This is a genomic window from Dyella sp. KRB-257 (assembly GCF_049445995.1).
Classification (GTDB): domain Bacteria; phylum Pseudomonadota; class Gammaproteobacteria; order Xanthomonadales; family Rhodanobacteraceae; genus Dyella_A.
This window is the reverse complement of the sequence record NZ_JBMSDZ010000003.1, coordinates 177,690-203,840: the sequence shown is the minus strand read 5'-3', so window position 1 is coordinate 203,840 and position 26,151 is coordinate 177,690. Positions and strand designations below refer to the sequence as shown.

Here is a 26,151-nt window from a genome sequence, read left to right as displayed (position 1 = left end):
CGGCGTGCGGTCGAACCCGGTCCCGGCATCCCCGGGCCATCGGCATGCACCGGCGGGCCGGCTCGCCGGCTGGCTGGCGCTGTGGTTCGGCGTGGCGCTGGTGGCGATCTTCCAGCACGGCCCGATACCGATGTATTCCACCCGCACCCTCGCGGTGGCGTGGGAGATGTGGCAGCGGCACAGCTTCCTGGTGCCCTACCTCAACGGCGCGCCCTACAGCGACAAGGCGCCGCTGCTGTTCTGGCTGATCCACGCCGGCTGGACGGTCACCGGGGTGGGCGACGGCTGGCCGCGCCTGCTCGAGGTGCTGCTGGGCGGCCTGGAACTGGTGCTGTGCCTGCGCCTCGCGCGACGCCTGTTCCCCGACCGGCCCGTGGTGGCCTACGCGGCGCCGCTGCTGTTGATGAGCTTCAGCTACGCGTTCCTGTTCGGGCTGCAGTCGATGTACGAGGTGCTGCTGGCCGACTGTGTGCTGGCGGCCCTGCTGGCGCTGCGCCCCGGCCCCGGCCCCGGCGACGCACGACCGAACCTCGCCGGCTTCGCCGCCGCGATGGCCCTGGGCCTGCTGGCCAAGGGGCCGGTGATGCTGTTGCACGTCGGCCTGCCCTGGCTGCTGGGTCCGTTGTGGCAGCCATGGGCTTCCCGCCACCGCAGGCGCTGGTACGCCACCGGCGCGCTGGCCCTGCTGGCGGCCCTGGCCGTGCTGATCGCATGGGCGCTGAGCGCCGGCGCGGCGGGTGGCGAGGCGTACCGGCAGCAATTGCTGTTCCACCAGACCGCGGGACGGGTGGTCGATGCGTTCGCGCACCGGCAGCCGTGGTGGTGGTACCTGCCGATGCTGCCGGCGCTGGTGTTCCCGTTCGTGCTGTGGCCGCGGCCGTGGCTGCGCATCGCCCGCCTGCCGCTGCGGCACGACGACGGCCTGCGCTTCCTGGCCGCCTGGCTGGCGCCGGTGCTGCTCGGCTTTTCGCTGGTCTCTGGCAAGCAGGCGTACTACCTGCTGCCCGAGTACGCCGGCTTCGCCCTGCTGCTGGCCGCGGCGCTGGCGCACGCGCCGACGACGACCTCGCGCTGGGCCGCCCCCTGGCCGCTGGCCCTGGTCACCCTGCTGCTGGGGATCGGACTGCTGGCCCTGCCGACGCTGGTGGCGCACGGCATGGTGCACTCGCCGATGCTGCAGTCCTTCGCCACCCGCAGCGGCGGCTTCGGCATGGCGTTCTTGCTGCTGGCTGCGCTGCTGGCCACCCGCGGCGCGGAGCTGGAGAAGATCGTGCTCTCGGCGCTGCTCGGCGTGCTGGCGATCGCCACCCTGTTCACCCTGACCTGGTGGCACGCCTTCGACCTGCGCGAGGCCTCCCGGGTGCTGGCGCAGGCGCAGGCCGAAGGGCGTCCGATCTTCAACAACGAGAGCTACAACGGCCAGTTCACCTTCGCCGGACGGCTGACCCGGCCGCTCGACGAAGGCGCCGGCCCTGGGGCGTTGCGCCAATGGGCAGCGACCCACCCGCAGGGTGTGGTGGTCACCTACCCGAAGACCGAAGCCGAGGCCCGCGCCTGCCCGGCGCTGCACGTGCAGCGCTTCCGCGGGGTGTGGCTGGCGATCCGGCCTGCGGCGGCGTATGTGCCGCAGGCAGTGACGCCCTGCCACTGAAATCCACCGCACGCCCGGCTCACCTGCGCCCGAAGGCAGTAACCGCCTGCCGCTCGGCCCTCTGCGATGAGGCTCCCGCGCGTGCATGCGGATTCGGGCACGGCCTCAGAGGCGGACGCACTGGGCAACCGTTTCAGCCGTTCTCCCGCTCGAAACGGATCATTGCATCGAGCTCGGATTCCGCGCGCTGCACCGCTTTGCCGGCGGCCAGGTTCGCCAGCCACCGCAGCAGCCCGAGGCGCCGCAGCACAACGTAGGCCAGGCCGACCACGGCCAGCGAAACCGCCGTGGACAGCACCAGCCAGACCACGAATCCCGGACGGACGTGGCCCCACACGGTCACGCCGGCACGATCACCCGCGTATTGCGCGAGCATCAGCAAGGCGGGAATCCAGATCACGCTGCCCAGCACCGCGAAGACCGGCGCCTCCACCTTGACGCGCCAGGCGCGGAGATCGGCGATGCGCCGCTGGATCTCCAGGACCGGCGCGGCATAGTCGATACCCCACACCATCACCAGCGTCCGCGCCGGAAAGATCACCCCCAGCGTGCCGAACACCTGCATGGCGATGCCGCTGATCATGGAACCCACGTCGTCCCCATGGCTGGACCAGAAACTGATCCCCCACAGCATCAGCACGATGCCCAGCGGAAGCTGCAGCACCAGGCCCCACGCCAGCGGCCGCAGTCGTCGCCGCACGTGGTCCATCCGGCTATCGCGGTACAGCTGCAGGTGAAAGACCTGCTGCTGCATCAGCCGCCGATCGAGCGCCTGCCAGGCCAGCTTCATCTCGTCCAGTTCCATGCTCATGCTGGCGTAGACGGCCGCCACCTTGAGAATGATCCCGCGATGCTCGTGCAGCAGCGCCTCGAACTGCGGTGAGTGACTGGCGGTGCGCATGCAAAATCCTGTTCCCCGATTGCCAGCATGATTCGCACGTCGCGGAAAAAAATCACACCACCCGTCGACGCGGTCGGCCCGCGGCCGGTCGGCGCTTATAATCGAACGCTTTCCCTCCCCGAGGATGCCGCTCCGATGCGACCCCTGCGCGTCAAACGCTACGTACTCACCGGCCTGCTCACCTTCCTGCCGCTGTGGGTGACCTGGCTGGTGTTCAAGTTCGTGTTCGGCGTGCTCGCCGGGTTCGGCGCGCCGATGGCCACGCTGGTGCGCCGCGCGCTCGGCCTGGCCGCGCCCGACGCCGCCGCCGCGCTCGACCACGGCTGGATCCTCGCCATCCTGGCGCTGCTGCTCACAATGCTCGGGCTGTATCTGGTCGGCTGGCTGGCCAACCGCATGATCGGCCGTCGCCTGATCGGCGCCTTCGACGGCCTGCTCACCCGCATTCCGCTGGTGCAGACCATCTACGGCGGCACCAAGAAGCTGATGGCGGCGCTGCAGCAGAAGCCCTCCAACACGCAGCGCGTGGTGCTGATCGACTTTCCCCGCCCCGGCATGAAGGTGGCCGGCTTCGTCACCCGGGTGATGACCGAGGAAGGCAGCGGCCGCGAGATGGCCGCGGTGTACATCCCCACCACGCCCAACCCGACCGGCGGCTACCTGGTGGTGGTGCCGGTGGACGAGCTCACGCCGACCGACTGGACGATGGACCAAGCCATGGCCTTCATTATCTCCGGCGGCGCGGTAGCCCCGGACACCCTGCCCGCCAGCCGCGTGCCGCTGTAGGAGCGCTCCCTGTGCGCGACCGGTTGGCGTTGGCGCATGGGCGGCATTGCATTCCGTGGCGCTGCCACCGCGCGGTCGCGCACAGGGTGCGCTCCTACAGTCCAGCCGATATCGCTTTCATCCAGGACACCTAATGCCCCGACCGATCCTCGCCGACAAGCTGCCGCCCGGCCGCCGCGACCGTGCCACCAACTGGACCACGCTCGCCGACGCGGCGCGCGCCGCGCACAAGCCGGTCGTGCTGCTGCAGGCCGGCATCCATGCGGGCAACCTCGACCGCGACTATCTCAAGGCCGACGCGCCGGAGATGCGTGCGTGGCTCCCCCGACGCCGCGACGCCGCCCGCCCCCACCCCTGACCTTTGACACTGTCTGACCCATGACGCTTGGCCTAGCGTCGAAAGTTACGACCACCGCCTGCCGGGCCGGTCAGAACCCGCGCTCGACACTTGCCTGCCGGCAAACCATCCACAGAGGGACATCCATGACCAAGCCGTACCTGAAACCCCTGACGCTCGGCGTCAGCCTCGCGCTCTCGCTGGCCGCCTGCGGCAAGCAGGAACAGGCCGCCGCTCCGGCTGCCGCGCCGGCCAAGGCCGGCACCGCCGCCACCGCGGCAGCCGCACCGGCGCCGAAGAGCGCGTTCGACGTGAGCGAGCTGGACTCCAACATCAACGCCTGCCAGGACTTCAACGGCTTCGTCAACGCCAAGTGGGTCGCCGCCAACCCGATCCCGAACGACCGCAGTCGCTGGGGCGCGTTCGACAAGCTTGCCGAGGACAGCCTCAACACCCAGCACACCATCGTCGAGAACGCCGCAAGGAACGCCGCCAGCGCGCCGGCGGGCTCGATCGAGCAGAAGATCGGCTACCTGTACCAGTCCGGCATGGACGAGGCCGCCCGCGAAAAGGCCGGCTTCGACCCGATCAAGCCCAAGCTCGACGCCATCGCCGGCCTGAAGAACGGCAACGACGTGGCCGACTACCTGATCAAGAGCTTTGCCGACGGCGACCAGCAGGTGTTCTCGTTCGGCTCGGGCGCCGACTTCCAGCACGCCGACATGCAGATCGGCTACACCTTCCAGAGCGGCCTGGGCCTGCCGACCAGGGATTACTACCTCGATCCGAAGCACGCCGACGAGCGCAAGGCCTACCTCGGCTACATCGCCAAGACGCTGGAGCTCACCGGCGTGTCCGCCGAGGACGCGAAGAAGCAGGCCGACCAGGTGCTGGCGTTCGAGACCGAGCTGGCCAAGGCCTCCTTCGCGCCGGTGGATCTGCGCACGCCCGAGCACCAGTACCATTTCGTCAGCGTCAAGGACGCCGACAAGGTCACCCCGCATTTCAGCTGGGACAAGTTCTTCAAGGCACAGGACGTCAGCATCGACAAGGGCTTCTCGCTGTCGCAGCCGAAGTTCTTCGCCGAGTTCGATCGGCTGCTGGCCAAGGCGCCGGTGAGCCAGTGGCAGGCCTACCTGCGCTTCCACGTGATCGACGACGCCTCGCCCTACCTGACCAAGGCGTTCGCCGACAACAAGTTCGACTTCTACGGCAAGACCCTCTCCGGCCAGCCGGAGCAGAAGCCGCTGTGGAAGCGCGTGCTCGGCACGGTGAACGGTGCGATGGGCATGGCGCTGGGCGAGCTCTACGTGAAGCAGGAGTTCACCCCGGAAGCCAAGGCGCGTGCGAAGGAACTGGTCGACAACGTGCGCAACGCGCTGAAGGCGCGCATCGAGAACCTCGACTGGATGAGCGCCGAAACCAAGGCCAAGGCGATCGCCAAGTGGAACACCTTCCTGCCCAAGATCGGCTACCCCGACAAGTGGCGCGACTGGTCCGGCCTGAACATCACGCCGGACAACTTCTACGCCAACGTGATGGCCGCCGGCAAGTTCAACTACCGCTACGACGTGGACAAGATCGGCAAGCCGACCGACCGCAAGGAGTGGGGCATGACCCCGCAGACGGTCAACGCGTACTACAACCCGACCGACAACACGATCAACTTCCCGGCCGCGATCCTGCAGCCGCCGTTCTTCGACGCCACTGCCGACGACGCGATCAACTACGGCGGCATCGGCGCGGTGATCGGCCACGAGGCCAGCCACGGCTTCGACGACCAGGGCAGCCAGTTCGACGGCGACGGCAACAACAAGAACTGGTGGACCAAGGAGGATCGCGCCAAGTTCGATGAGCGCACCGACAAGCTGGTGGCGCAGTTCAACGCGTACACGCCGATCAAGGCGCACCCGGACGCGCACGTCAATGGCAAGCTGACCCTGGGCGAGAACATCGCCGACCTGGGCGGCCTCAACGTGGCCTATGACGCGCTGCAGGTCGCACTGAAGAAGCACCCGGAGGAAGCCGGCAAGAAGATCGACGGCTACACCGAAGACCAGCGCTTCTTCCTCAACTGGGCGCGCGTCTGGCGCGGCAGCATCCGCGACAAGCAGGCGCTGCTGCAGCTCAACACCGATCCGCACGCACCGGCCTCGCTGCGCGCGATCGGCGCGCCGTCGAACATGCCGGCGTTCGCCGCGGCGTTCCAATGCAAGCCGGGCGACGCGATGGTCCGCACCGGCGAGCAGCAGGTGAAGATCTGGTAAGGCACACCGCCGATCCGGTTTGCTCGCTTCCAACAGACGCCGCGCTCCGCGCGGCGTCTGTTTTTGTTTTCCCGCAGCGCACTGCCCGGGCTATGGCAAACCCATAACAAAATCCTTACAGTCGTCCAGTCGGCGCGCGGGCGCCGCCGGAGTTCCACCGAGAACATCCATCCAACGCCAAATGGGTAGCCATATGAATCCGATATCACGCCGCGCGCTGTACATATCGACCCTCGCAATGGCCATCGTCACCGCACTCTCTGCTCCGGCCCGAGCACAGGACGCCACAGCCCAGGACAAGAGTCAGCAACCTGTTACGAAGCTGCAGGCCATCGAGGTCACCGGTTCGCGCATCAAGGGGGCCGACATGGCAACCCAGGTGCCGGTAATCACCATTACCTCCGCCGAGATCAGAAAGGCGGGCCTTACCAGTATTGGCGACATCCTTCAGCAGTTGAGTTCCTCGGGTTCGGCCCTGAACACCAAGTTCAATTCGGCGGGCAACTTCGGTTTCCCCCCCGATGGCAGCGGTGTCGGCTCGGGTTCGGCGACGCTGGATCTGCGCAACCTCGGCGCCAAGCGCGTCCTGGTTCTGGTGGACGGCCTGCGTTGGGTCAACGAGAGCTCCGCCTCCGGCGTATCCGCCGCGGTGGATCTCAATACGATTCCGACAGGCATCATCGACCGTATCGAAATCCTTCAGGATGGCGCCTCGTCACTCTACGGCTCCGATGCGATCGCCGGTGTGGTCAACATCATTACTAAGCGCACACAACAAGGCGGCGCCGCCAGCATCTATTACGGGGACTACAACAACCTCAAGGGTGGAGCCACCCGAAACGCCGACCTGTCGTTCGGCGGTCGCACCGACCGCGGCGAGTACTTCGTCGATTTCAACTACGTCAAGCAGGACTCGATCGGCTCAGGGGCATGGGCGCAATCGGGTGGCCAATGCGTCCCCGGCACCGGGCTTGCCAACTGCAGTTCGGCAACCCCTACCGGACGCTTCATTTTCAACGATCCCTCGGGACAGACCCAGGACATCACGCTCAACGGCCCGGTATCAGGCGCCGCGAACTACCCTGCGGACTTCCACAATTTCTCCACTGCAGACCGTTTCAACTTTGCTCCGTACAACCTCCTGCTCACGCCGAACGAGCGCAAGTCTGTATTCGCACAGACGCGCTATAACCTCACCGGCGACATCACCTGGTACGTAAAGGGGCTCTACAACCGCCGCACTTCGCTCAACCAGGCAGCACCCGAGCCGATCTTCCTCGGCCCCGGAGCAGGTACCGGCGGGTTGGCCGATACCGTGGGCGTGGACGTTACCAATCCCTACAATCCGCTCGGCTATACGCTGAGCGCAGACCCCGCGAACGGCAACCTGATCATGATCGGTCGTCGTCCGGTCGAAGGGGGACCGCGCCGCTACCAGCAGGACGTGGACACCTATTACTTCGCCACCGGCCTCCAGGGATCGTTCGGTATCGGAGACCACGACTACTACTGGGACGTCAACTTCGCCGACGGCAGCAACAAGGCCACACAGACCGTCACCGGGACCTACAACATCGCCCACATCCAGCGTGCGCTCGGACCGTTGGCAGGCTGCACCGGCACCTGCGTGCCACTGAACATTTTTGGTGGTCCCGGCACCATCACGCCGGCGATGCTGCAGTACATCCAGTACATCGAGCATGATTCCAGCGAGAACAAGATCCGGCTGTACACCGCCAATTTCTCCGGTGATCTGTTCGACCTGCCTGCCGGCGCGCTGACTTTCGCCACCGGCTACGAACACCGCAGCTACAACGGCTCCTACCAGCCCGATGCGGTGGTGGTTGCCGGCGAGTCCAATGGCGTCCCCTCGCTCCCGACCTCGGGCAGCTATTCGATCAACGAGTACTACCTCGAGGTAAACGCGCCGCTGCTCAAGGATCTGCCAGGCGTGAAATCGCTGGATCTCTCCGCCGCCACCCGGCACTCGAATTATTCAACCTTCGGCGGCACCACCAACAGCAAGCTCGGACTGCGCTGGCAGGTATTCGACGATCTCACTTTGCGCAGCACCGTCGCGCAGGGGTTCCGCGCACCGTCGATCGGCGAACTGTTCGGCTCGCCTGCGCGCTTCGACGCCACGCTGCAGGATCCTTGCTCCGGCGTCACCTCGGCCAACTGCGCCGCCCTGGGCGTACCGGCGGGCTACGCGCAGCCCAACCCGCAGATCTCCGTGCGTACGGGCGGAAACAGCGCGCTGAAGCCGGAGACTTCGCGCAGCACGACCGTGGGCGCCGTCTACAGCCCCGGCTGGGCGGCAGGCAACGCCTGGTCGCAAAAGATGGACTTCACCGTTGGCTATTATCGAATCAAGATCTCCAACTCGATCCAGGCGCTCGATGCGCAGACCAAGCTCAATCGCTGCGTAGCCAGTGGCGATCCCGGTTCGGTCTTCTGCGAAGGTATCCATCGCAACGCCACCGGCAATATCGACGGCTTCGACAACACGCTGCAGAACCTCGGCCGGGTCAACACGAGCGGCTACGATTTCGGGGTGAGTTGGCGCGGTCCGCAGTCTGGCATGGGCCAGTTCAACGCCAATCTGCAGGGCACCTACGTTTCCGCGTACCGCGCCATCAACGGCGTGGGCGCACAGGAGCCACGGTCCGTCGGTTTGGAACTCACCGACAGCGCCATCCCGCGCCTCAGTGCAAACCTCGGTCTGGGCTGGGCCCGGGGAGCCTGGACCGTGGACTACAAGCTGCGCTACATGAGCCGCCTGAAGGAGGACTGTGCCAGTGCCGCCGGGTTTGCGATCTGCTCGCATCCCAATGAGATCACGCCTACCCGTCCAAACGGCACGCATGACCTGGGAGCGACCGCCTACAGCGACCTGCGCGCCAGTTGGAAACTTCCGCTGAGCCTGGACGTCACCTTGACTGCCGGCATCAACAACCTGTTCGACCGCAAGCCGCCAGTGTGCGTATCGTGCTCGCTCAATGGCTACGATGCATCCACCTACGATCTGCCAAGCCGCTTCACCTATTTGCAGGCGGACTTCCGCTTCTAGTGTAGTGCTTGCGAAATAAATAAAGCCCTTCGTCGGGGCGGCCAAGGCCCATGACATCCTGCAAAAGGTCATCCGAGCCAATCGGAAACTAGTTCAAAGAATAGCGAAGCACTATTAGCAGTTTCCACCGGCGGCCGCTTGCTGCCCGCCCAGTGCGCCATGCATCGCGCGCAGTAAACCGGGCGCACCGCTTGGCAGCACGGCGCGGCCCATGAATCACCGCGCCATGCTGCACGACGTGGGCCGGACGGGAGAACCCGTTCTGGAAACCATACCCGATGCCGGGCCGTCGTCACGGCAGAACTGCGCCGATGGCGGTCCGCGGCCGTTCCGCCCGACGATCGGGCATGACGATTGATCCGCCACACCGATGCAGGCATAGAATCGGGGTCATGCGCTCCGAACGCGTCCGCCTGTTCCAGACCCTGCCCCACGCCTGCGGCTACTTTGCCGAGCGCACGGCGCAGAACCTGGTGATCGATCCGGCCGCCCCGCAGCTGGACCAGCTGTACGGGCCGGCACTGGAGCGCGGCTTCCGCCGCGCCGGCGGGCACCTGTATTTCCCCAACTGTCCGCAGTGCAAGGCGTGCACGCCCTGCCGCATCGACGTGGCGAACTTCCTGCCGAACCGCGCGCAGAAACGCTGCCTCAAGCGCAACGCCGACCTTACCCTGCTCGAATGCACTCCCGGCTACAACGCCGAACGGCACGCGCTGTACGAGCGCTACCTGCGCACGCGCCACGCCGGCGGCGGCATGGACGAGGCCGAGGCCAGCGACTTCCGTCGCTTCCTCACCGCACCGTGGAGCCCCACGCTGTTCCTGGAATTCCGCGAAGGCCAGCGTCTGCTAGGCGTGTCGGTGACCGACGTCTGCCCCACCGGCGTGTCGGCCGTCTACACCTTCTTCGATCCGGACGAGACCGCGCGCAGCCTGGGCACCTGGGCGATCCTGCAGCAGGTGGAACTGGCCCGCCGCCGCGGTATCCCTTGGGTCTACCTGGGCTTCTGGATCGACGGCCATCCTAAGATGGACTACAAGCGCCGCTTCCAGCCGCTGCAGGTGCGCGGACCGGACGGCTGGGTGGTCATGCCCACCGTGTAGGAGCGCACCCTGTGCGCGAATGCTTTTGCCCCTGATCCACACATCAAAGCAAGAGCATTCGCGCACAGGATGCGCTCCTACCAGGGCCTAACTACGTGTCGCCGGTTGCGGGTAGGGAAACAGCTTCTCCAGCGGTACCGAGACGCCGTCGTCGCCCACCACCCGGCAGTGCGTGCGATCCAGCTGGCGCGGGTCGTCCAGTCCGCAGCTGTGCGCGATGATGCCTACTTCGTGCATCACGTTCTTCGCGTAGTGGTACACCTTTTCGCTCTTGTCGGTGACCACCAGGCCGCGCTGCAGCCGCGGGTTCTGCGTGGTGATGCCGGTGGGGCAGGTGTTGCGGTTGCACTGCAGCGACTGGATGCAGCCCAGCGCCAGCATGAAGCCGCGCGCGGAGTTGACGAAGTCCGCCCCCATCGCCAGCGCCCAGGCCACGTCGTAGGCGGTGATGCACTTGCCCGAACAGATCACCTTGATGCGCTGGCGCAGGCCGCGCGCAATCAGCGTGTTCACCAGCTCCGGCAGCGCCTCGCGCAGCGGCAGGCCGACGCCTTCCATCAGCGTCTGCGGCGCGGCGCCGGTGCCGCCTTCGGCGCCGTCGACGATAATGAAGTCCGGCGCGCTCTCGACGCCGCGGCGGTCCACCTCGTCGCACAACTGGACGATCCAGCGCATGTCGCCGAACACCGCCTTGAAGCCGGTCGGCTTGCCGGTGAGTTCGCGGATATGCGTGATGGCGTCCATCAGCTGCGCCACGTTGGCGATGTCGAGATGGCGATTGGGGCTTTGCGAAGCCTGCCCCACCGGAATGCCGCGGATCGCGGCGATCTCCGGCGTCACCTTGGCCGCCGGCAGCAGCCCGCCCATGCCGGGCTTGGCACCCTGACCGAGCTTGATGCTGACCATCTTCACCTGCTTGTGGGCGCAGATCGCGGTGAGCTTGTCGTCGTCGAGCCGGCCATCGGGCGTGCGCACGCCGTATTTGGCGGTGCCGATCTCGAACACGATGTCGCAACCGCCTTCCAGGTGGTACGGCGCCAAGCCGCCCTCGCCGGTGTCCATCCAGATGCCGGCCCGCGCCGCGCCGATCGACAGCGCACGCACCGCCGGCGCGGACAACGCACCGAAGCTCATCGCCGAGATGTTGAAGAACGCGGCGTGGTCGTACGGCTCGCGCGCGTACGGCCCGATCCGCAGCGGCTTGGGCTCCACGTGGTGGTCGCCCAGCGCCGGGAACGCGGCGTTGACGAAGAACGGCACGCCCTCGGCGCGCAGGTCGCGGGTGGAGCCGAAGGCGTTGGTGTTCTCGCATTCTTCGCCGCGCGGTACACCCACACGCGCTCGGCGCGGTTGAACGGCAACTCCTCGCGGTCGCTGGAAAACAGGTACTGGCGGAAGAACTCGCCCAGCCGCAGGAAGCCGTAGCGGAAATGCCCGATCACCGGAAAATTGCGCAACACCGAGTTGGACGTCTGGTTGCGGTCGACGAACCAGGTCACCAGCAGCAGCGCCACCCCCATCGCGAGCAGCAGCAGGAACAGCGCGGCGAACGCCTGCACCGCCACGATCAGCCAATGTGCAAATCCGGATGTCTCCATGCCCTGCTCTCTCCCGTCGTGGATCGTGTGATGACCGCAGCGCGCCGCGCTCAGTCGCTCGGCAGTTCCACCCGCAGCGCGGCCGCCGCCCGGATCGCCTTGGCCTTGGCCGCCTCGATGCTCTCGTCGCGCGCCAGCGTCACCGCCATACGCCGGCGGCCGTTCACCGCAGGCTTGCCGAACAGGCGCAGCTGCGTGTCCGGCTCGACCAGGGCCTCGGCCACACCGAAATACTGCGGCGCCGCGCCTTCGCCCTCCACCAGCTTGGCACAGGACGCCGAAGGCCCCAGCTGGCGGATCAGCGGAATCGGCAGACCGAGGATCGCCCGCGCGTGCAGGGCGAACTCGGACAGGTCCTGCGAGATCAGCGTGACCAGGCCGGTGTCGTGCGGGCGGGGGCTCACCTCGGAGAAGATCACCGTGTCGCCCTTGACGAAAAACTCCACGCCGAACACGCCCCGACCGCCCAGCGCCGCGGTGACCGCCGCGGCTTGGCGCTGCGCCTCGGCCAGCGCCGCGCCGCTCATCGGCTGCGGCTGCCACGACTCGCGGTAGTCGCCGTCTTCCTGGCGATGGCCGATCGGCGCGCAGAACGCGGTGCCGCCGCGATGGCGCACGGTGAGCAGGGTGATCTCGTAGTCGAAATCGACGAAGCCCTCGACGATCACCCGCCCCTTGCCCGCACGCCCGCCGGCCTGGGCGTAATCCCACGCGGCCTGCAGCGTCGAGGCATCGCGCACCACGCTCTGGCCCTTGCCGGAAGAACTCATCACCGGCTTGATCACGAACGGGAAACCCAGCGCCTCGACGGCGGCGCGGTACTGCGCCTCATCGTCGCAGAAGCGGTACGGCGAGGTCGGCAGCTGCAGTTCCTCGGCGGCCAGGCGACGGATGCCCTCGCGGTCCATCGTCAGCCACGCGGCGCGCGCGGTGGGGATCACCGTCAGCCCGCCCTTTTCCAGCTCCATCAGCGTGGGCGTGTGGATCGCCTCGATCTCCGGCACCACCAGGTCGGGCTGCTCGGCCTCGATCATCGCGCGCAGCGCGGCGTCGTCGAGCATGTCGATCACGTGGCTGCGATGCGCCACCTGCATCGCCGGCGCGTTGGCGTAGCGGTCCACCGCGATCACCTCCACGGCGAAGCGCTGCAGCTCGATCGCCACCTCCTTGCCCAGCTCGCCCGAACCGAGCAGCAGCACGCGCAGGGCGCGGTTCGAAAGCGGCGTGCCGAAAGGCTTCATGCGGGTCTCCGGATCGGTTGACCCGACATTGTAGTGGCCGCTTCCACCGCCACCCCCGCGTAACAACCAACGCGTAACAACCAACGGCGACGGCCGGCACTTGCAATGTGATATCAATTTGATATCCAATGTTCACAACTTCAGGGAGGCAAGGTCATGAACGAGCGCAAGGGGTTTTCGATCGCGGGCATTCCGTTTGTCGTGGTGTGCCTGGTGCTGGCGGCGATCAGTGTCAGCCAGTTGGTCGGTTTGAAATCAGGGGTGGAGCCGGGCACGCACTTTCTTGTGGGGATCGGGCTGCTGGTGCTGACGGCCTTTCTCCTGAAGGGCTTCTTCCAGGTGGCGCCGAACGACGGCCAGGTGCTGCAGCTGTTCGGCAAGTACGCCGGTACCGCCCGCGAAACCGGTCTGCGCTGGACCAACCCGTTCTACAGCCGCCGCCGCGTCTCGCTGCGGGTGCGCAACTTCGAGAGCGGCAAGTTGAAGGTGAACGACAACGACGGCAACCCGATCGAGATCGCGGCCGTGGTGGTGTGGCAGGTGCTGGACACGGCCGAGGCGGTGTTCTGCGTGGACGACTACGAGAACTTCGTGCACATCCAGAGCGAATCGGCCTTGCGCCAGATGGCGCAGAACTACCCCTATGACGCGCACGATGAGAAGAAGCCCTCGCTGCGCAGCCACGGCGAAGTGATCAACAACCACCTGCGCGACGAGATCCAGGCACGGCTGGAGAAGGCCGGCGTGCAGGTGATCGAGGCACGCATCAGTCACCTCGCCTACGCGCAGGAGATCGCCCAGGCGATGCTGCAGCGCCAGCAGGCCGATGCCATCGTCGCGGCACGCGAGCGCATCGTGGAAGGCGCCGTGGGCATGGTCGCGATGGCGCTGGACAAGCTGCGCGAACAGGGCGTGGTTGAGCTCGACGAAGAACGCAAGGCGGCCATGGTCAGCAACCTGCTGGTGGTGCTGTGCGGCGATCGCGCCACCCAGCCGGTGGTCAACGCCGGCAGCCTGTACAACTGAGGAGCGCGACGATGACCGTCCTTCCCGTGATGATCGTGCTGTTCGTCGTGGCGCTCGCGGCGCGCCGACGCGCCGCCCGCTGAGCGCATGGCGGCCGGGAAAAAAGCCTATCCGCTGCGGATCAGCGCCACCGTGCTTGAGGCGGTGCAGCGCTGGTCCGAAGACGAGCTGCGCAGCGTCAACGCGCAGATCGAGTACCTGCTGCGCGATGCACTGCGAAAGGCCGGGCGGCTCAAGCCGGGCAAGCCCGAACCGATGGACGATGACGAGTAAGGAAACATGCCGATGAAGATCGAAACCCGCACCCTGCTCCTGCTGCTGGCGTCCGTGTTCGCCGCCAGCCTCGCCACGCGCACCGACGCCGCCGATGCGGCCTTTACGTGCCGCGAGCATTCGGCGGCGATCCTGGAGAGCCTGCGTGATGGGCGCTATGCCGATGCCACGCGCGACTTCGATGCCGCAATGACCGACGCTCTGCCCGCTGCCAAATTGCAGGACGTGTGGGGCACCGCGCTGCCGGCGCAGGTCGGCAGCCTGCAGGGCAGCGATGCGCCGCAGCTCAGCTACATCGCCTCGGGCGAGGTGGTGGAAACGCCGCTGCGCTTTGCCAGGGCCAAGCTGGTGATGCGCGTCGGCTGCGACAAGGACGGCAAGGTGACAGGACTGTTTTTCGCCCCTGCACCCGACAGTGCCGACGCCACGCCTGCCACGGACCGCCCGGCCAATGTGAGCGAAACCCCGCTGGCCGTTCCCTCCCCGCTCGGACCGCTGCCCGGCACGCTGACGCTGCCCAAGGGCGACGGCCCGTTTCCCGCGGTGGTGCTGGTCGCCGGTTCCGGCCCCAACGACCGCGACGAAACCATCGGCCCGAACAAGCCGTTCCGCGATCTCGCCTTCGGCCTGGCGCAGCAAGGCATCGCCTCGCTGCGCTACGACAAGCGCACGCTCACATACGGCAAGCAGCTGGCCGCCACGCCACTGACCGTCGACGACGAAGTCACCGACGATGCCCTCGCCGCGCTGGGCCTGCTGCGCAAGCAACCAAAGATCGCCGCGGGCCGGGTCTTCGTGGTTGGTCACAGCCTCGGTGCGCTGATGGCACCACGCATCGCGCAGCGCGATGGGCATCTGGCCGGCGTTGTCCTGCTTGCCGCTCCCGAGCGACTGGACCTCAACGTGGTCCTGCAGCAGCTGAACTACCTGAAGACGCTGCCGGGCAGCCCCCAGGCCCCCATGGCGGCGGCCATCCACGAGATGGAAGCGGCGCGCGACGCGCTCGCCAAGGCCGACCCCACTCACCCGCCAACGGGTGAGTTCTTCCATGCGCCCGCGAGCTGGTGGCTGAGCCTGGCCCACTACGACGCCATCGACGCCGCGCATGCCCTTCACGCCCCGCTGCTGGTGCTGCAGGGAATGGCCGATTCCCAGGTGCCGCCAGCGCAGGATTTCGCCGCCTGGAAGCGTGCCTTCGCCGGTAATCCGCACGTGACGTTACGCAGCTATCCCGGGCTGAGTCACCTGTTCATGCCGAGCGGCAATCCGCCGTCGCCGGCCGACTACGCCAGGCCGGCGCACGTGGAGCCGAAGGTGATCGGCGACATCGCCGCGTGGATCGCGCGCCAGCCCGCAGCCGCGGCGCGCTGATCGCGTGCCGCCTCAGCGCAATGCCAGCGTGCCCGCGCGCAACGAGGGCAGGCCGAGCAGGGTCGGTTGGCCCCTCGCGTCCTGCACCAGCAGACGGTCGCCAAGCGCGGCGATCGCATCGACCGAACCGAGCCCGTCGTCGCGACCGAGGCGCTGCAACGGTGCGCCCGTCGTGGCGTCGTAGACCACCAGCTCGTGGGTACCGCGGTCGGCGACCAGCAGCCAGTCGTGGCGGCCGTCCTGCCAGTGCACGAGGGAGTTCACGATCGGGCGTGGACTCGCGGCTCGATCCCGGTCACCGCCGGTCAGCATCGCCAGGCAGGCGCCGACAAGCAGCAGCACCGCCATCGCGCCGCGATGACGGCGCAGGTAGCGGGCGGGCGACGACTCGACGGTGTTCGACAGCGTGCTCATGCGCGCAGCCTGCCGCGCGCAGGTGACACCCGCATGACGCCGGGCGCCCGAATGGGTCGCGAGGTTCAGCCGCCGTCGACAGGCCGGCGCAGGGCCATGGCCAGCGCCACCCAGCCGACCACGAACCCCAGGCCACCCAACGGCGTGATCGCCCCGAACCAGCGCGGCGCACCCAGCGCCATCGCGTACAGGCTGCCGCTGAACAGCGCGATGCCGATCGCAAAGGCGAGCACCGCCACGCGCCCGGCGCGGCCGCGGCCGGCATGTACCGCCAGCGCCAGGGCCAGCGCGTGCCACAGCTGGTACTGCACCGCGGTCTGCCACCAGCCCAAGGCCGAGGCGTCCAGGTGGCCGCGCAATGCGTGGGCGCCGAATGCGCCCAGCAGTACGCCGCTGGCGCCGGCGAACGCGACGAGCCACGGGCCGGATCGGGTGGCAGGTTGTCGCATCATCGGACGATTTTCTCCGGTGTGAAGGTAGCTGCGGACCCCGTGTCGTATCCTTGCGCGATGGTCCTTTCCCATCTTCGCATAAGGGCGCGTCGCGCCATGCCCTGGCTCGCCGGGTCGCTGCTGTTTGCCGCAGCACTCCTGCTGGCCGGCTGCCAGCGCGGCACGCCGCTGCCGTTCCGGCTCACCCAGGTGACCGGCCACATGCCCGATCTCGAGTTCAACCTGGTCAACGACGACGGCAAGCCGGCCACCGGCGCGGACTACCGCGGCAAGGTGGTGCTGCTGTACTTCGGTTACACCCACTGCCCCGACGTGTGCCCGCTCACCCTCGCCCATCTGCACGTGGTGATGCAGCGGCTGGGGCCGTTGGCCGACGGCGCGCGCATCCTGTTCGTGTCGGTCGATCCGGCTCGCGACACGCCCGAGATCATGCATGCCTATGTCAATGCCTTCGACAAGCGCGCGGTCGGTCTCACCGGCAAGCCGGGCGACATCGAGGCGCTGAGCAAGCGCTACCGCTCCGCCTTCAGCCGAGAACCCGATCCGGGCGACGGCAACTACGAGGTGAGCCACAGCTCGGCGATCTACATCTTCGACGCGCAGGGCCGTGCGCGCCTGCTGTCCACCCCGGCCGACTCGCAGGACGACCTGGTCCACGACCTGCACCTGCTGCTCGCCCCCGGAGCCCGACCGTGATGCCCCGTTCCCTGTCCCTGCTGATCACCGGCCTGCTGTTCGCCGGTGCCGCCCACGCCGGCCAATCGGCCCAGGTCCATGCCGACAAGGCGTGGATCCGCGTGCTTCCGGCCGGCCTGCCCGCGGGCGGTTACGTGACGCTGCACAACACCGGCGATACCGCCGTGGCGCTCACCGGCGCCAGCAGCGCCCGCTACGGCCACGTGATGCTGCACCAGAGCACCACCGAGGGTGGCATGGGCCGCATGAGCATGGTCGAGCAGTTGGCCATTCCCGCCCACGGCAGCGTGGCGCTGGCTCCGGGTGGCTATCACCTGATGTTGATGCAGGCGACCAAGGCGGTGACCGCGGGCGAGACGGTGCCGGTCACGCTGGACTTCGCCGACGGCAGCCATTTGCCGGTGGATTTCCTCGTGCGCCCGGCCAATGCGGTCGATGCGGTCGATGCGGGTGACCAGGCGCCGGCTGGCATGGACCCCGCCACGCCGATGGATCACGGCAGCGCGATCGGGCACGGCCACTGAGCCGCGGCGCGATGGATCCGCGATGGATCAATGGGCGCCGTGCGCCGCGGTCCCCGCCGCGGCGGAGCGGCGTCGCCGATCGCTGCTCTCGCGGCGAATGCGTCCGCTGCGCGACAGCTGCAGCCACTGGCGCAAGGCCAGCAGGCCGCCGATCGACTCGATGATCGCCGCCGGCACCCACATGATCACGCCGCCCACGAGCTGGCCGGTGAGCACGTTGAAGGTGAAGGCGCGGCCGCAGATCTCGAAGATCGGGTAGAGGTCGGTCTTGGAGAACGTGACGATGGCGCCGGCCAGGATCTGCGGCGTCATGGTGATGCCCGGCGACAGTACACGCAGCCCCGGCGTCATGCGGCCCGGCGGGCGCGGGCGATGGTCGAGCACCAGCCACCAGTAGATGAAGCCGCTGACCACCATCGACCAGTTCATGAAACGGTAGATGCGCCAGTCGAGCATCGCCAGCGTCTGCATGTGCGGGATCAGCCAGACCAGGATGAACGCCACGAAGGCGAGCGTGGCGAACGCAGGATTGAGCAGCACCGCACCGGCGAGGCGCACCGGCCACGTGCGTTGCACGGCACGCAGACGCACGCGCAACGGCAACGCCAGCCCCGCGCGCAGCACCGCGCCCGGATACGAGGCGATGATCAGCAGCGGCGCCAGGTGATGCAGCAGCACCTGCTGGATGCGGTGCATGAAGAACTCGTGCTCGGCGTAGTAATCGAAATACGTGTGCAGCGATGCGTAGATCATCGCCATGCCGATCCAGAACGACAGCTGGCGGCCGCGGCTCACCCGCACGCGCGCGCGGCCGCGCACGTACAGCACGCAGGCCAGCACGAACGTGGCGAGGAACAGCCATGAGAACTCCCACGGCACCAGCCATTTCAGCAGCGTCGACATCACGGGCACGATCCCGGCCGGGCAGCGGCCAAGTCCGTCAGCTTAGCCGTCGCAGCGCCTGCGCTCGCGCGGCAGATTGCCACCCTCACACGCGCCTGCGACTGCGCCGGGTGCGCCGCCAGCCGTAGAGCAGACCGAGCAGGGTGACCAGCGCGGGCACCAGCACGATATTGATGAACTTCAGGCGCAGGCCCAGCGCATCGATCTCGGCGTTGAGCTGGTGCTGCACATCGCGCAGCTCCTTGCTGATCGCCAGCTTGCGCTGCAGGAACTGCTCGATCTCGCGCTTCTGCTCCGCGCTGGCCTGGCCGTCGCGGCCGCCGCGCGCCGGCTGCAGTTCCTCCAGCCGGGAGCGCGTCTCGGCCAGTTCGCGCTCGAGCTCCTGCTTCTTCAGCAGGAACTTCTGGTCGGCCGCGTTCTGCAGCGCCTGCACGCGGGTGAACGGGCGCTGCGAGGTGGAACGGCCGCGGATCGACAGCAGCGCCGAGGAGCCGCTGAGGTTGTCCACCAGGTTGGTGATGAAGTCGCCGTTGCTGGCAAACGCGTTGAGCATCGGCTGGCCGAGGAAGCTCTGCGTGTCCACCCACAGGCGATCGGTGAGCAGATCGGTATCGGCCACCAGGATCACCTCCGCGTTCGGCGCCGAGTGGGCAATGTGCGTGGGCGAGGCCCGCTCGGGGAACGCGCTGGACAGCGTGCCGCGCAGGCGCGCCGCGAGCACGTAGCGCACGTTGTCGGGGGCGTAGTCGCGCAGCAGCAGCGACGGGTCGCTGGCGGCCTCGATCACCCGCTGCACCGGCACCACGTGGGCATCCACGCTGGTCTGCAACAGCGGAATCAGCCGTGTGGCGGCATCCGGCGCGAGGTCGAAGTGACCGGCCGAGGACAGGTCGATCTGCTGCAGGCTGGCGGTGACCGCATCGCCGCGGTTGAGCTCCTGCCCGCCCAGGCCGAGCATCGCCGGATGGTTGAAGCTGGTATCGCCCAGCTCGATCTTCAGTGCGCGCGAGCGGTCGAGCACCACCTTGCGGTCGTCGTAGACCACGCCCCAGGCCTTGAACAGGCGTGGCAGGTCGGAGTTGTGGTCGTCGGTGACGCCGGTGGAGGCATCGACGAACGGCGTGCTGTCCAGCTCGGCATCGGGGTCGACGAACACCACCAGGTGGCCGCCGCCGAGCACGTACTGATCGAGCGCGTAGAGCGCGTCGTCGGACAGGTGCTTGGGATGCACCAGCAGCACCACCGGCAGGTTCTTGTCGATCTGCTTGAGACTGGCCGGATCGAGCGTGCTGATCGAGAACAGCTGCTGCAGCTGGCCCAGCACCGTCCATGCCGGTTCGCCGATGACCGGGTTGCCGGCCATCGGCAGCGAGCTGATCAGGCCGATGCGCGGCTTGCGCGTCTCATTGAGTTCGTACAGCAGCTTGGCGATGTCGTATTCGAGAAAGGTCTCGCGCGCCGGATCGAAGAACGGCACCGACAGCGTCTTGCCTTCGGCGCCGGCAGGCACGCCATCGGCCGGCAGCGTGGTGCCGACCAGGCCGAAGAACACGCGCTCGCCGTTGCTGCCGCCGCTGAGCGGCGTCAGGCCATTGCCCTCGGCGCTCGCCTCGTCGTCGGAATACGGCACCGGATCGACGATCTGCAGGCGCAGCTTGCCGGAGGAACGCGCCACCATTTCCTGCAGCATCTCGCGCACGCGTTGCTCGTAGCTGCGCAGCTGCGGCAGATCGCGCGCCGCGTGGTCGGAGAAATACAGCGTCAGGCGCAGCGGCCGCTGCAGGTGGCCCACGATCTGCACCGTCCCGGGCGTCAGCGTGTACAGCCGGTCCGCAGTGAGATCGATCCGCGGCACGTGTATCCAGCGGCTCAACGCCAGCGTGGCGCCGATGAACACGAGCACCAGCGCGGCCAGCGTGGCGGCCAGGCGCGAACGCCGCCCGAAGGTCCAGCGGGCCATGTCAGCGGCTCCGCCGCAGGTCGAGCAGCAGCACGCCGGCGGTCAGCCAGGCCAGCATGCTGAGCACGAAGTAGGCCAGGTCGCGCAGGTCGAGCACGCCGCGGGCAATCGCCTCGAAATGGCGCAGCATGCTCAGGTGCGCCACGCCGTTGACCAGCCGTCGCGGCAGCGCCTCCTGGAAGAAGTCGATCACCTGCGACTGCCCGGCCAGCAGCAGCAGCACGCAGACCAGCGCGGTGAGGATGAAGGCCACCACCTGGCTCTGGGTCAGCGCCGACAGGCACGCGCCGATGGCCAGGAACGCGCCGGCCATCAGCCAGCTGCCGAGGTAGCCGGCGAGGATCACGCCGTTGTCCGGATCGCCCAGGTAGTTGACGGTGATCCAGATCGGAAAGGTCAGCGCCAGCGCCAGCCCCACGAACAGCCATGCGGCGAGGAACTTGCCGAGCATCGCCTGCCACAGCCGCACCGGCAGCGTCAGCAGCAGTTCCAGCGTGCCGGACTTCGCCTCCTCGGCCCACAGCCGCATCGACACCGCCGGCACCAGGATCAGGTACAGCCACGGGTGCATCGCGAAGAACGGCTGCAGGTCGGCCTGCCGGCGCTCGTAGAAGTCGCCGCTGTAGAACGTGAGGATCCCCGCCAGCACCAGGAAGATCACCAGGAACACGTAGGCCACCGGCGTCACGAAGTAACTGCGCAGCTCGCGCCGCACGATGGCCTGGACCGGACTCATGCGGCAAGCTCCGGCGCCGTGGTGATATGCCGGAACACCTCGTCGAGCCGGCCGCGTTCGAGCTGGATCTCGGACACTTCCAGCCCCTGCGCGCGCAGCAGCTGCTCCACCGCTTCGAGGATGCGCTCGCCCCGCCTGGGGAACACCGTGATGCGCCCGTCCAGCGGATCGACCTCGATCGCGGCGACCTGCGGCAGCCGCCCGAGCATCTCCTGCGACACCGCACTGCCCGGGGCGCTGAAGGACACTGCGCCGTGATAGCGCGAGCGCTGCTCCAGCTCGGCCGGCGTGGCGTCGGCGAGCAGGCGCCCGCGGGCGATGATCACCACGCGGTTGCACAGCGCGTGCACTTCCTCCAGCAGATGGGTGGACACCAGGATGGTGCGCTCGCGCGCCATCGCGTCGATCAGCTGGCGCACCGCGTGCTTCTGGTTGGGGTCCAGGCCGTCGGTGGGTTCGTCCAGCATCAGCACCGGCGGATCGTGCAGGATCGCCTGGGCCAGCCCCACGCGCCGGCGCAGGCCCTTGGACAGGGTGTCGATGCATTGCTCCAGCACGTCTTCGAGCTGCAGCCGGACGATCGCCTCCTCGAAGCGCTGGCGTCCGGTGCTGCGGGTCAGTCCGCGCATGCGCACGATGAACACCAGAAACTCGCGCACGGTCAGCTCGCCGTAGCTCGGCGCACCCTCCGGCAGATAGCCCAGCGCACGCCGGGCCGCTTGCGGTGCAGTCTGCACATCGTGGCCGCATACCCGCGCCGTGCCGCTGGACGGGGCCAGGAATCCGGCAATCATCCGCATCGCGGTGGTCTTGCCGGCACCGTTGGGACCCAGCAGCCCGAGCACCTGGCCCGGCTCGGCACGGATGCTGAGCGCGTCCACCGCGGTGAACCTGCCGTAGCGTCGGGTGAGCTGGTCGGTTTCGATCATCGGAAAGCCGGTGGCGGGCGTGGGCCTGGCCGCACGGGCCAGCGGACGGAAAGCGCGACGGCGGCGGCGCGCCGTGCAATGTACCGCAAGGGGGCGCGAAAGTTCGGCACGCCTGCCGTGCCCGGCGGGCCACCGCCCAGAAAAAAAACCCCGCCCGCGAACGGACGGGGTCGGACGACTCGCGCCGTTCGGCTTACTTGCCGGCGCTGGCCGCCTCGGCCGGCGCGGCCGCGGAACCGGCGGTGGCGGGAGCCGCGCTGCTGGACGAGCTGGCCGGAGCCTGCTCTTCGTCGAGCGCCGGCGGCTGGATGCCCGCCTCCTGCTCCGGCGTCTGCTCCGGTGCATCGCTCAACGGCAGATAGACGTCATAAAGCGCGTACTGGGTGATGTTGTTGTCCGTATCGATTTTCTCCGGGCGGGCCAGGATGTCGTAGAAGCGGTTCACCACGGTGTCGTACTTGTAGCCGTGGGTCTGCGCGTACGCTTCCAGCTCGTCGCGGGTCTGCGGTACGCCGGCGTAGGTGCCGACCCATTCGCCCTTCAGCGCCGGGCCGCCGGCCATCATGGTGGCGCGCACATCCTGGTCGATGATCAGGCGGCCGTACTTGTCCGTGCTGCCCGGCGCATTGGCGGCCACGGCCGGAGCTTCGGTCGAGGCGGCGCTGGCCGGGGCGGCGGCGGAAGCGGCGGCAGTCGGCTCCGCCGGCGCCTTGGGTGCGGCCTCGGTCGTCAGATCGTGGCTCTGGCCGGCCACCGTGAGAGTGGTGGCATCGATCGGCAGGGCAATGTCGAAGGTGAAGGTCTGGTCGCCGTAGTTGTTCACCACGAGGATGCGCGGACCGGTCACGTTGACGTTGAGCTTCTTGGCGGTGTCCTGCAGCAGCTTCACGGCGGCGTCGGTTGCCTCGTTCAGCGCATCCAGGCCGCCCTCGCGATCGATCTTGGTGGACACCAGCAGCACCGGCGTGGGCTTGGTCTGCTCGATGTACGGCACGAGGTCGCTGTAGTCGACGTTCTTCACCGAGGCGAGCATGCTCTGCAGGCCGGTCAGGCTGTACTGGATGAAGGCATCCGGCGCACCGTGGATATACAGGTTGGAGTAACGGTTGAGCAGGTTGAAGCCGTACTTCACGTCGTACGCCCAGGTGACCTTGGTCAGCTTGTGCGTGCGGCCCGTGCGCTCCAGGTCCAGCGTGAAGTGCTTGTCGCTGCCGCGCCAGTCGCTGTCGAGGTTCCACACGATCTGGGCGTGGTTGACGGCGGAGTCGATCTTGTCGAACTCCGGCGTGGCGCTGGCGATGGTCAGCTTGCCGTTGCCGGCCTTCTTCGGTGCGCCGGTCCAGCTGATCTCGGCGCCCGGGCCGTAGGCCTTGCCCGAGAGGTCGTACTTGATGGTCGGATCGCTGCCGGTGAGCTCGGCGTAGTCGCTGAAGCGACGGAAATTGTTCAGCACGTCATAGACCTGACGGATGTCCTTGCCGATCACCAGCGACCTCTCCACATGGCCGCTGCCGGGCATCGCAATGCCCACCACCACGGCCAGCACGGCCACGATGACCAGGGCCATAAGTAATTCAAGAACACGCATCATTCCAAGGTTCTCCGGGCGTCTCTACGCAGCACTGGATGGCATCGCCGCTACCGCCGGGCAGTTCCCGCGGAAAGCTGTCGCAGCAGGGACGGACGCATGCCGAAGCGGGGGATGGTACTTGCTCGCGCCGAGGAACGCCATCTGCAGCAGCAACAAGCACGAATCGGCCGGAAACGAGGCTGCGCGAGGCCCGGCAGCCGATGCAGCGGCCGGCACATGCGTCACCGAATGGACGGCCGAACGTCCTTGCGGCTCAGACGATACCCAGTTCCAGCGCCTTGAGCACGGCGCGGGTGCGATCGCGCACGCCGAGCTTGGAAAGGATGTTCGAGACGTGGTTCTTCACCGTGCCCTCGGCCACCTTCAGCGAGTTGGCGATCTCCTTGTTGGAGTAGCCGCCGGAGAGCAGCCGCAGGATCTCGGTCTCGCGTTCGGTCAGCGGGTCGGGCTGCTCCAGGCTGGTGAACTGGTTCTGGATCCGGCCCACCCCGGCCAGCAGGCGCTGGGTCACCATCGGCGCCACCAGCGATCCGCCCGCCGCCACCGTGCGCACCGCTTCCACCAGTTGTTCCAGCGACACGTCCTTGAGCAGGTAGCCGCGGGCGCCCGCCTTCAGGCCCTGCAGCACCAGTTGATCGTCGTCGAAGGTGGTGAGGATGATCGTGGGCGGCAGCTCGTTGCGAGCCGACAGCGCCTGCAGCACCTCCAGGCCGCTCATGTTGGGCATGCGCAGGTCCAGCAGCACCACGTCGGGCTTGATCCGCGGAATCTCCAGCACGGCCTGCGCGCCGTCGGCGCACTCGGCGATCACGCGGATGTCCTCGGCCAGGTCCAGCAGCGAACGCACGCCCTGGCGCACCAGGTTCTGGTCGTCGACGAGACAGACAGAAATCATTGCGGATCCTCTGAGCGTGGATAACTGTGCAGGCACCTGGGCAAGCCCGGTGCCGTGGCAACACCGCAGTCCCCCTGCGAGGCGCCATTCTGGCATGACGGTGGACCGGCGAAACCGGCGTCCCGACTCACGGGAGGCTCAACGCAGGCGGCTCGAAACGGCTCGGTGCATGGGCCAGCGCGCTGGCCTCGCCCAGCGGCAGGCGCACGGTCAGGGCGAAGCCCTGCGTGGCGGCAGTGTCCACCGTCACGCTGCCGCCGAACTCGGCCAGCCGCTCGCGCATGCCGCTCATGCCGTTGCCGGGTGTGTAGTTGGCGGCGCCGCGGCCGTCATCGCGCGCCTGCAGGCCGAGCAGGCCGTCCTCCGCATAGGCGAAATGCAGCCACAGGTTGCGCGCGCCGGCGTGGCGCGCGGTATTGGTGATGATCTCCTGCGCGCAGCGCAGCAGCACCTGCGCGCGCCGCGGATCCTCCACGCAGAAGCGTGGCGGCGTCTGTACGTGCACGTTCAGGCCCGGCACGCCCTCGATCAGGCTGCGCAGAGCCTGGGTCAGGTCGATCGCGTCGTCCTGGCGCAGTTCGCTGACCGCCTCGCGCACGTCCGCCAGCAGATGCTTGGCGGTGGCCTGCGCCTTGCGCACGTGCTCGGCCGCCTTGTCGTTGGTCAGGTGGCTGGCCACTTCCAGGTTCAGGCTCAGCGCGGTGAGGTGGTGCCCGATCAGGTCGTGCAGCTCGCGCGCGATGCGCATGCGCTCGGCGATGCGGGTAGATTCGGCCAGCAGGGCGCGGGTGGCGCGCAGCTCGGAGTTAAGCCGCCGCTGTGCTTCGCGCTCCTCGGCCTGCTGGGTCGCCACGGTGGAGGTGATGAACACCAGCGCCGACAGCCCCAGGTACATGCACACCTGCAGGATGGCCGTGCCCACCGTCCAGCCCTGGTAGCTGGCGATCACCGGGATCAGCAGCAGGTTCTGCGCCAGCAGCCACACCAGCCCCGCCGCGACGGGCAGCTGCCACGGCAGCACCACGGCAATCACCAGCATCAGCATCGCCGACAGGCCGCTCTGGCTGAACCAGCCCACCGCCACGGCGGAAACCGTGATGAGCATCAGCAGGGCGAGCTTGGCCGGCGTGCGCAGCGAGCGGTTGGGCTCGATCTGGCTGTGCCGGGTCAGCAGCACGTAGGCCGCGCCGAACAGCAGGTAGGAGAGGATCCATCCCGACAGGGTCGGGTTGCTCCACCATGCGCTGACCTGGGCCAGGCTCCAGTTGCCCGGCCACAGCGGCAGGCTCACGCACAGGTACGTGAACAGACCGGTGTAGCGCAGGACGCGGACGTGGTTGAACTGGAACCAGGGCATGGGCGGCATCATAGGCCGCGCCACGGCCGCCGCAATGCGCGAGAAGTCACGGCCACCGACGACACCGGCC

At 67.8% G+C, this 26,151-nt stretch carries 23 protein-coding genes and 1 pseudogene; 12 read left to right on the top strand and 12 right to left on the bottom strand.

Annotated features, from left to right (window positions below):
* The first annotated feature begins 4 nt into the window (after positions 1-4).
* Entirely contained in the window at positions 5-1,651 is a 1,647-nt protein-coding gene (locus ACO2Q2_RS03725) for an ArnT family glycosyltransferase (RefSeq protein WP_423254425.1), read from the top strand.
* A 133-nt stretch (positions 1,652-1,784) separates the two neighbouring features.
* On the opposite strand, the gene ACO2Q2_RS03720 is transcribed toward ACO2Q2_RS03725, so the two are convergent.
* Positions 1,785-2,552, bottom strand: coding sequence for a hypothetical protein (locus tag ACO2Q2_RS03720; protein WP_423254424.1), 768 nt, complete (start codon positions 2,550-2,552; stop codon positions 1,785-1,787).
* 135 nt (positions 2,553-2,687) lie between these two features.
* Between ACO2Q2_RS03720 and ACO2Q2_RS03715 the strand changes: the two genes are divergently transcribed.
* From ACO2Q2_RS03715 to ACO2Q2_RS03690, 6 genes are all read left to right on the top strand, one after another.
* On the top strand, positions 2,688-3,338 hold the full coding sequence (locus ACO2Q2_RS03715) for a DUF502 domain-containing protein (protein WP_423254423.1): 651 nt from the start codon (positions 2,688-2,690) through the stop codon (positions 3,336-3,338).
* 133 nt (positions 3,339-3,471) lie between these two features.
* Positions 3,472-3,696 (top strand): hypothetical protein, encoded by a 225-nt coding sequence (locus ACO2Q2_RS03710; RefSeq protein ID WP_423254422.1) that lies wholly within the window; start codon positions 3,472-3,474, stop codon positions 3,694-3,696.
* Between the two features lie 125 nt (positions 3,697-3,821).
* The gene (locus tag ACO2Q2_RS03705; RefSeq protein WP_423254421.1) at positions 3,822-5,942 is read left to right on the top strand and encodes a M13 family metallopeptidase; all 2,121 of its coding nucleotides are present in this window, start codon (positions 3,822-3,824) and stop codon (positions 5,940-5,942) included.
* A 193-nt stretch (positions 5,943-6,135) separates the two neighbouring features.
* Complete coding sequence (locus tag ACO2Q2_RS03700) at positions 6,136-9,012, top strand: TonB-dependent receptor domain-containing protein (protein ID WP_423254420.1); 2,877 nt, start codon at positions 6,136-6,138, stop codon at positions 9,010-9,012.
* A 211-nt stretch (positions 9,013-9,223) separates the two neighbouring features.
* The gene (locus ACO2Q2_RS03695; RefSeq protein WP_423254419.1) at positions 9,224-9,370 is read left to right on the top strand and encodes a hypothetical protein; all 147 of its coding nucleotides are present in this window, start codon (positions 9,224-9,226) and stop codon (positions 9,368-9,370) included.
* 34 nt (positions 9,371-9,404) lie between these two features.
* Complete coding sequence (locus ACO2Q2_RS03690; protein ID WP_423254418.1) at positions 9,405-10,115, top strand: arginyltransferase; 711 nt, start codon at positions 9,405-9,407, stop codon at positions 10,113-10,115.
* 87 nt (positions 10,116-10,202) lie between these two features.
* Here ACO2Q2_RS03690 and ACO2Q2_RS03685 read toward each other — a convergent pair.
* Both ACO2Q2_RS03685 and purT read right to left on the bottom strand, forming a co-directional pair.
* Positions 10,203-11,713 (bottom strand): annotated as a pseudogene (locus ACO2Q2_RS03685) (FMN-binding glutamate synthase family protein).
* Positions 11,714-11,763: 50 nt separating this feature from the next.
* Positions 11,764-12,954 (bottom strand): formate-dependent phosphoribosylglycinamide formyltransferase, encoded by a 1,191-nt coding sequence (gene purT, locus ACO2Q2_RS03680; protein ID WP_423254417.1) that lies wholly within the window; start codon positions 12,952-12,954, stop codon positions 11,764-11,766.
* 156 nt (positions 12,955-13,110) lie between these two features.
* On the opposite strand from purT, the gene ACO2Q2_RS03675 reads away from it, so the two are divergent.
* The 3 genes from ACO2Q2_RS03675 (at position 13,111) to ACO2Q2_RS03665 (ending at position 15,624) form a co-directional block, all read left to right on the top strand.
* Entirely contained in the window at positions 13,111-13,980 is an 870-nt protein-coding gene (locus tag ACO2Q2_RS03675; RefSeq protein ID WP_423254416.1) for an SPFH domain-containing protein, read from the top strand.
* An 87-nt stretch (positions 13,981-14,067) separates the two neighbouring features.
* Positions 14,068-14,253 carry an Arc family DNA-binding protein gene (locus ACO2Q2_RS03670; RefSeq protein WP_423254415.1) on the top strand — a complete coding sequence of 62 codons (186 nt, stop codon included), beginning with the start codon at positions 14,068-14,070 and terminating at the stop codon, positions 14,251-14,253.
* Between the two features lie 12 nt (positions 14,254-14,265).
* Positions 14,266-15,624, top strand: coding sequence for an alpha/beta fold hydrolase (locus ACO2Q2_RS03665; RefSeq protein WP_423254414.1), 1,359 nt, complete (start codon positions 14,266-14,268; stop codon positions 15,622-15,624).
* Between the two features lie 12 nt (positions 15,625-15,636).
* Here ACO2Q2_RS03665 and ACO2Q2_RS03660 read toward each other — a convergent pair whose 3' ends face one another.
* Both ACO2Q2_RS03660 and ACO2Q2_RS03655 read right to left on the bottom strand, forming a co-directional pair.
* The gene (locus ACO2Q2_RS03660; RefSeq protein ID WP_423254413.1) at positions 15,637-16,038 is read right to left on the bottom strand and encodes a hypothetical protein; all 402 of its coding nucleotides are present in this window, start codon (positions 16,036-16,038) and stop codon (positions 15,637-15,639) included.
* A gap of 65 nt (positions 16,039-16,103) precedes the next feature.
* The gene (locus tag ACO2Q2_RS03655; protein WP_423254469.1) at positions 16,104-16,487 is read right to left on the bottom strand and encodes a DUF423 domain-containing protein; all 384 of its coding nucleotides are present in this window, start codon (positions 16,485-16,487) and stop codon (positions 16,104-16,106) included.
* Between the two features lie 99 nt (positions 16,488-16,586).
* On the opposite strand from ACO2Q2_RS03655, the gene ACO2Q2_RS03650 reads away from it, so the two are divergent.
* Both ACO2Q2_RS03650 and ACO2Q2_RS03645 read left to right on the top strand, forming a co-directional pair.
* Positions 16,587-17,186: an SCO family protein gene (locus ACO2Q2_RS03650; protein WP_423254412.1), complete on the top strand. Its 600-nt coding sequence runs from the start codon at positions 16,587-16,589 to the stop codon at positions 17,184-17,186.
* Entirely contained in the window at positions 17,186-17,710 is a 525-nt protein-coding gene (locus ACO2Q2_RS03645) for a copper chaperone PCu(A)C (protein ID WP_423254411.1), read from the top strand. Before ACO2Q2_RS03650 ends, ACO2Q2_RS03645 begins: the two co-directional genes overlap by 1 nt.
* Positions 17,711-17,737: 27 nt before the next feature.
* On the opposite strand, the gene ACO2Q2_RS03640 is transcribed toward ACO2Q2_RS03645, so the two are convergent.
* From ACO2Q2_RS03640 to ACO2Q2_RS03610, 7 genes are all read right to left on the bottom strand, one after another.
* On the bottom strand, positions 17,738-18,613 hold the full coding sequence (locus ACO2Q2_RS03640) for a cytochrome c oxidase assembly protein (RefSeq protein WP_423254410.1): 876 nt from the start codon (positions 18,611-18,613) through the stop codon (positions 17,738-17,740).
* A gap of 85 nt (positions 18,614-18,698) precedes the next feature.
* A complete protein-coding gene (locus tag ACO2Q2_RS03635; protein ID WP_423254409.1) occupies positions 18,699-20,573 on the bottom strand; it encodes a Gldg family protein in 1,875 nt (624 codons plus the stop codon).
* 1 nt (position 20,574) lies between these two features.
* Positions 20,575-21,309: an ABC transporter permease subunit gene (locus ACO2Q2_RS03630; RefSeq protein WP_423254408.1), complete on the bottom strand. Its 735-nt coding sequence runs from the start codon at positions 21,307-21,309 to the stop codon at positions 20,575-20,577.
* Complete coding sequence (locus tag ACO2Q2_RS03625; protein WP_423254407.1) at positions 21,306-22,238, bottom strand: ABC transporter ATP-binding protein; 933 nt, start codon at positions 22,236-22,238, stop codon at positions 21,306-21,308. The genes ACO2Q2_RS03630 and ACO2Q2_RS03625 overlap by 4 nt, the downstream gene beginning before the upstream one ends.
* 193 nt (positions 22,239-22,431) lie before the next feature.
* Positions 22,432-23,805: a polyketide cyclase gene (locus ACO2Q2_RS03620; RefSeq protein ID WP_423254406.1), complete on the bottom strand. Its 1,374-nt coding sequence runs from the start codon at positions 23,803-23,805 to the stop codon at positions 22,432-22,434.
* A 277-nt stretch (positions 23,806-24,082) separates the two neighbouring features.
* Entirely contained in the window at positions 24,083-24,724 is a 642-nt protein-coding gene (locus ACO2Q2_RS03615; protein WP_404631651.1) for a response regulator, read from the bottom strand.
* A gap of 127 nt (positions 24,725-24,851) precedes the next feature.
* The gene (locus ACO2Q2_RS03610; protein ID WP_423254405.1) at positions 24,852-26,081 is read right to left on the bottom strand and encodes a sensor histidine kinase; all 1,230 of its coding nucleotides are present in this window, start codon (positions 26,079-26,081) and stop codon (positions 24,852-24,854) included.
* Between the last annotated feature and the right edge of the window lie 70 nt (positions 26,082-26,151).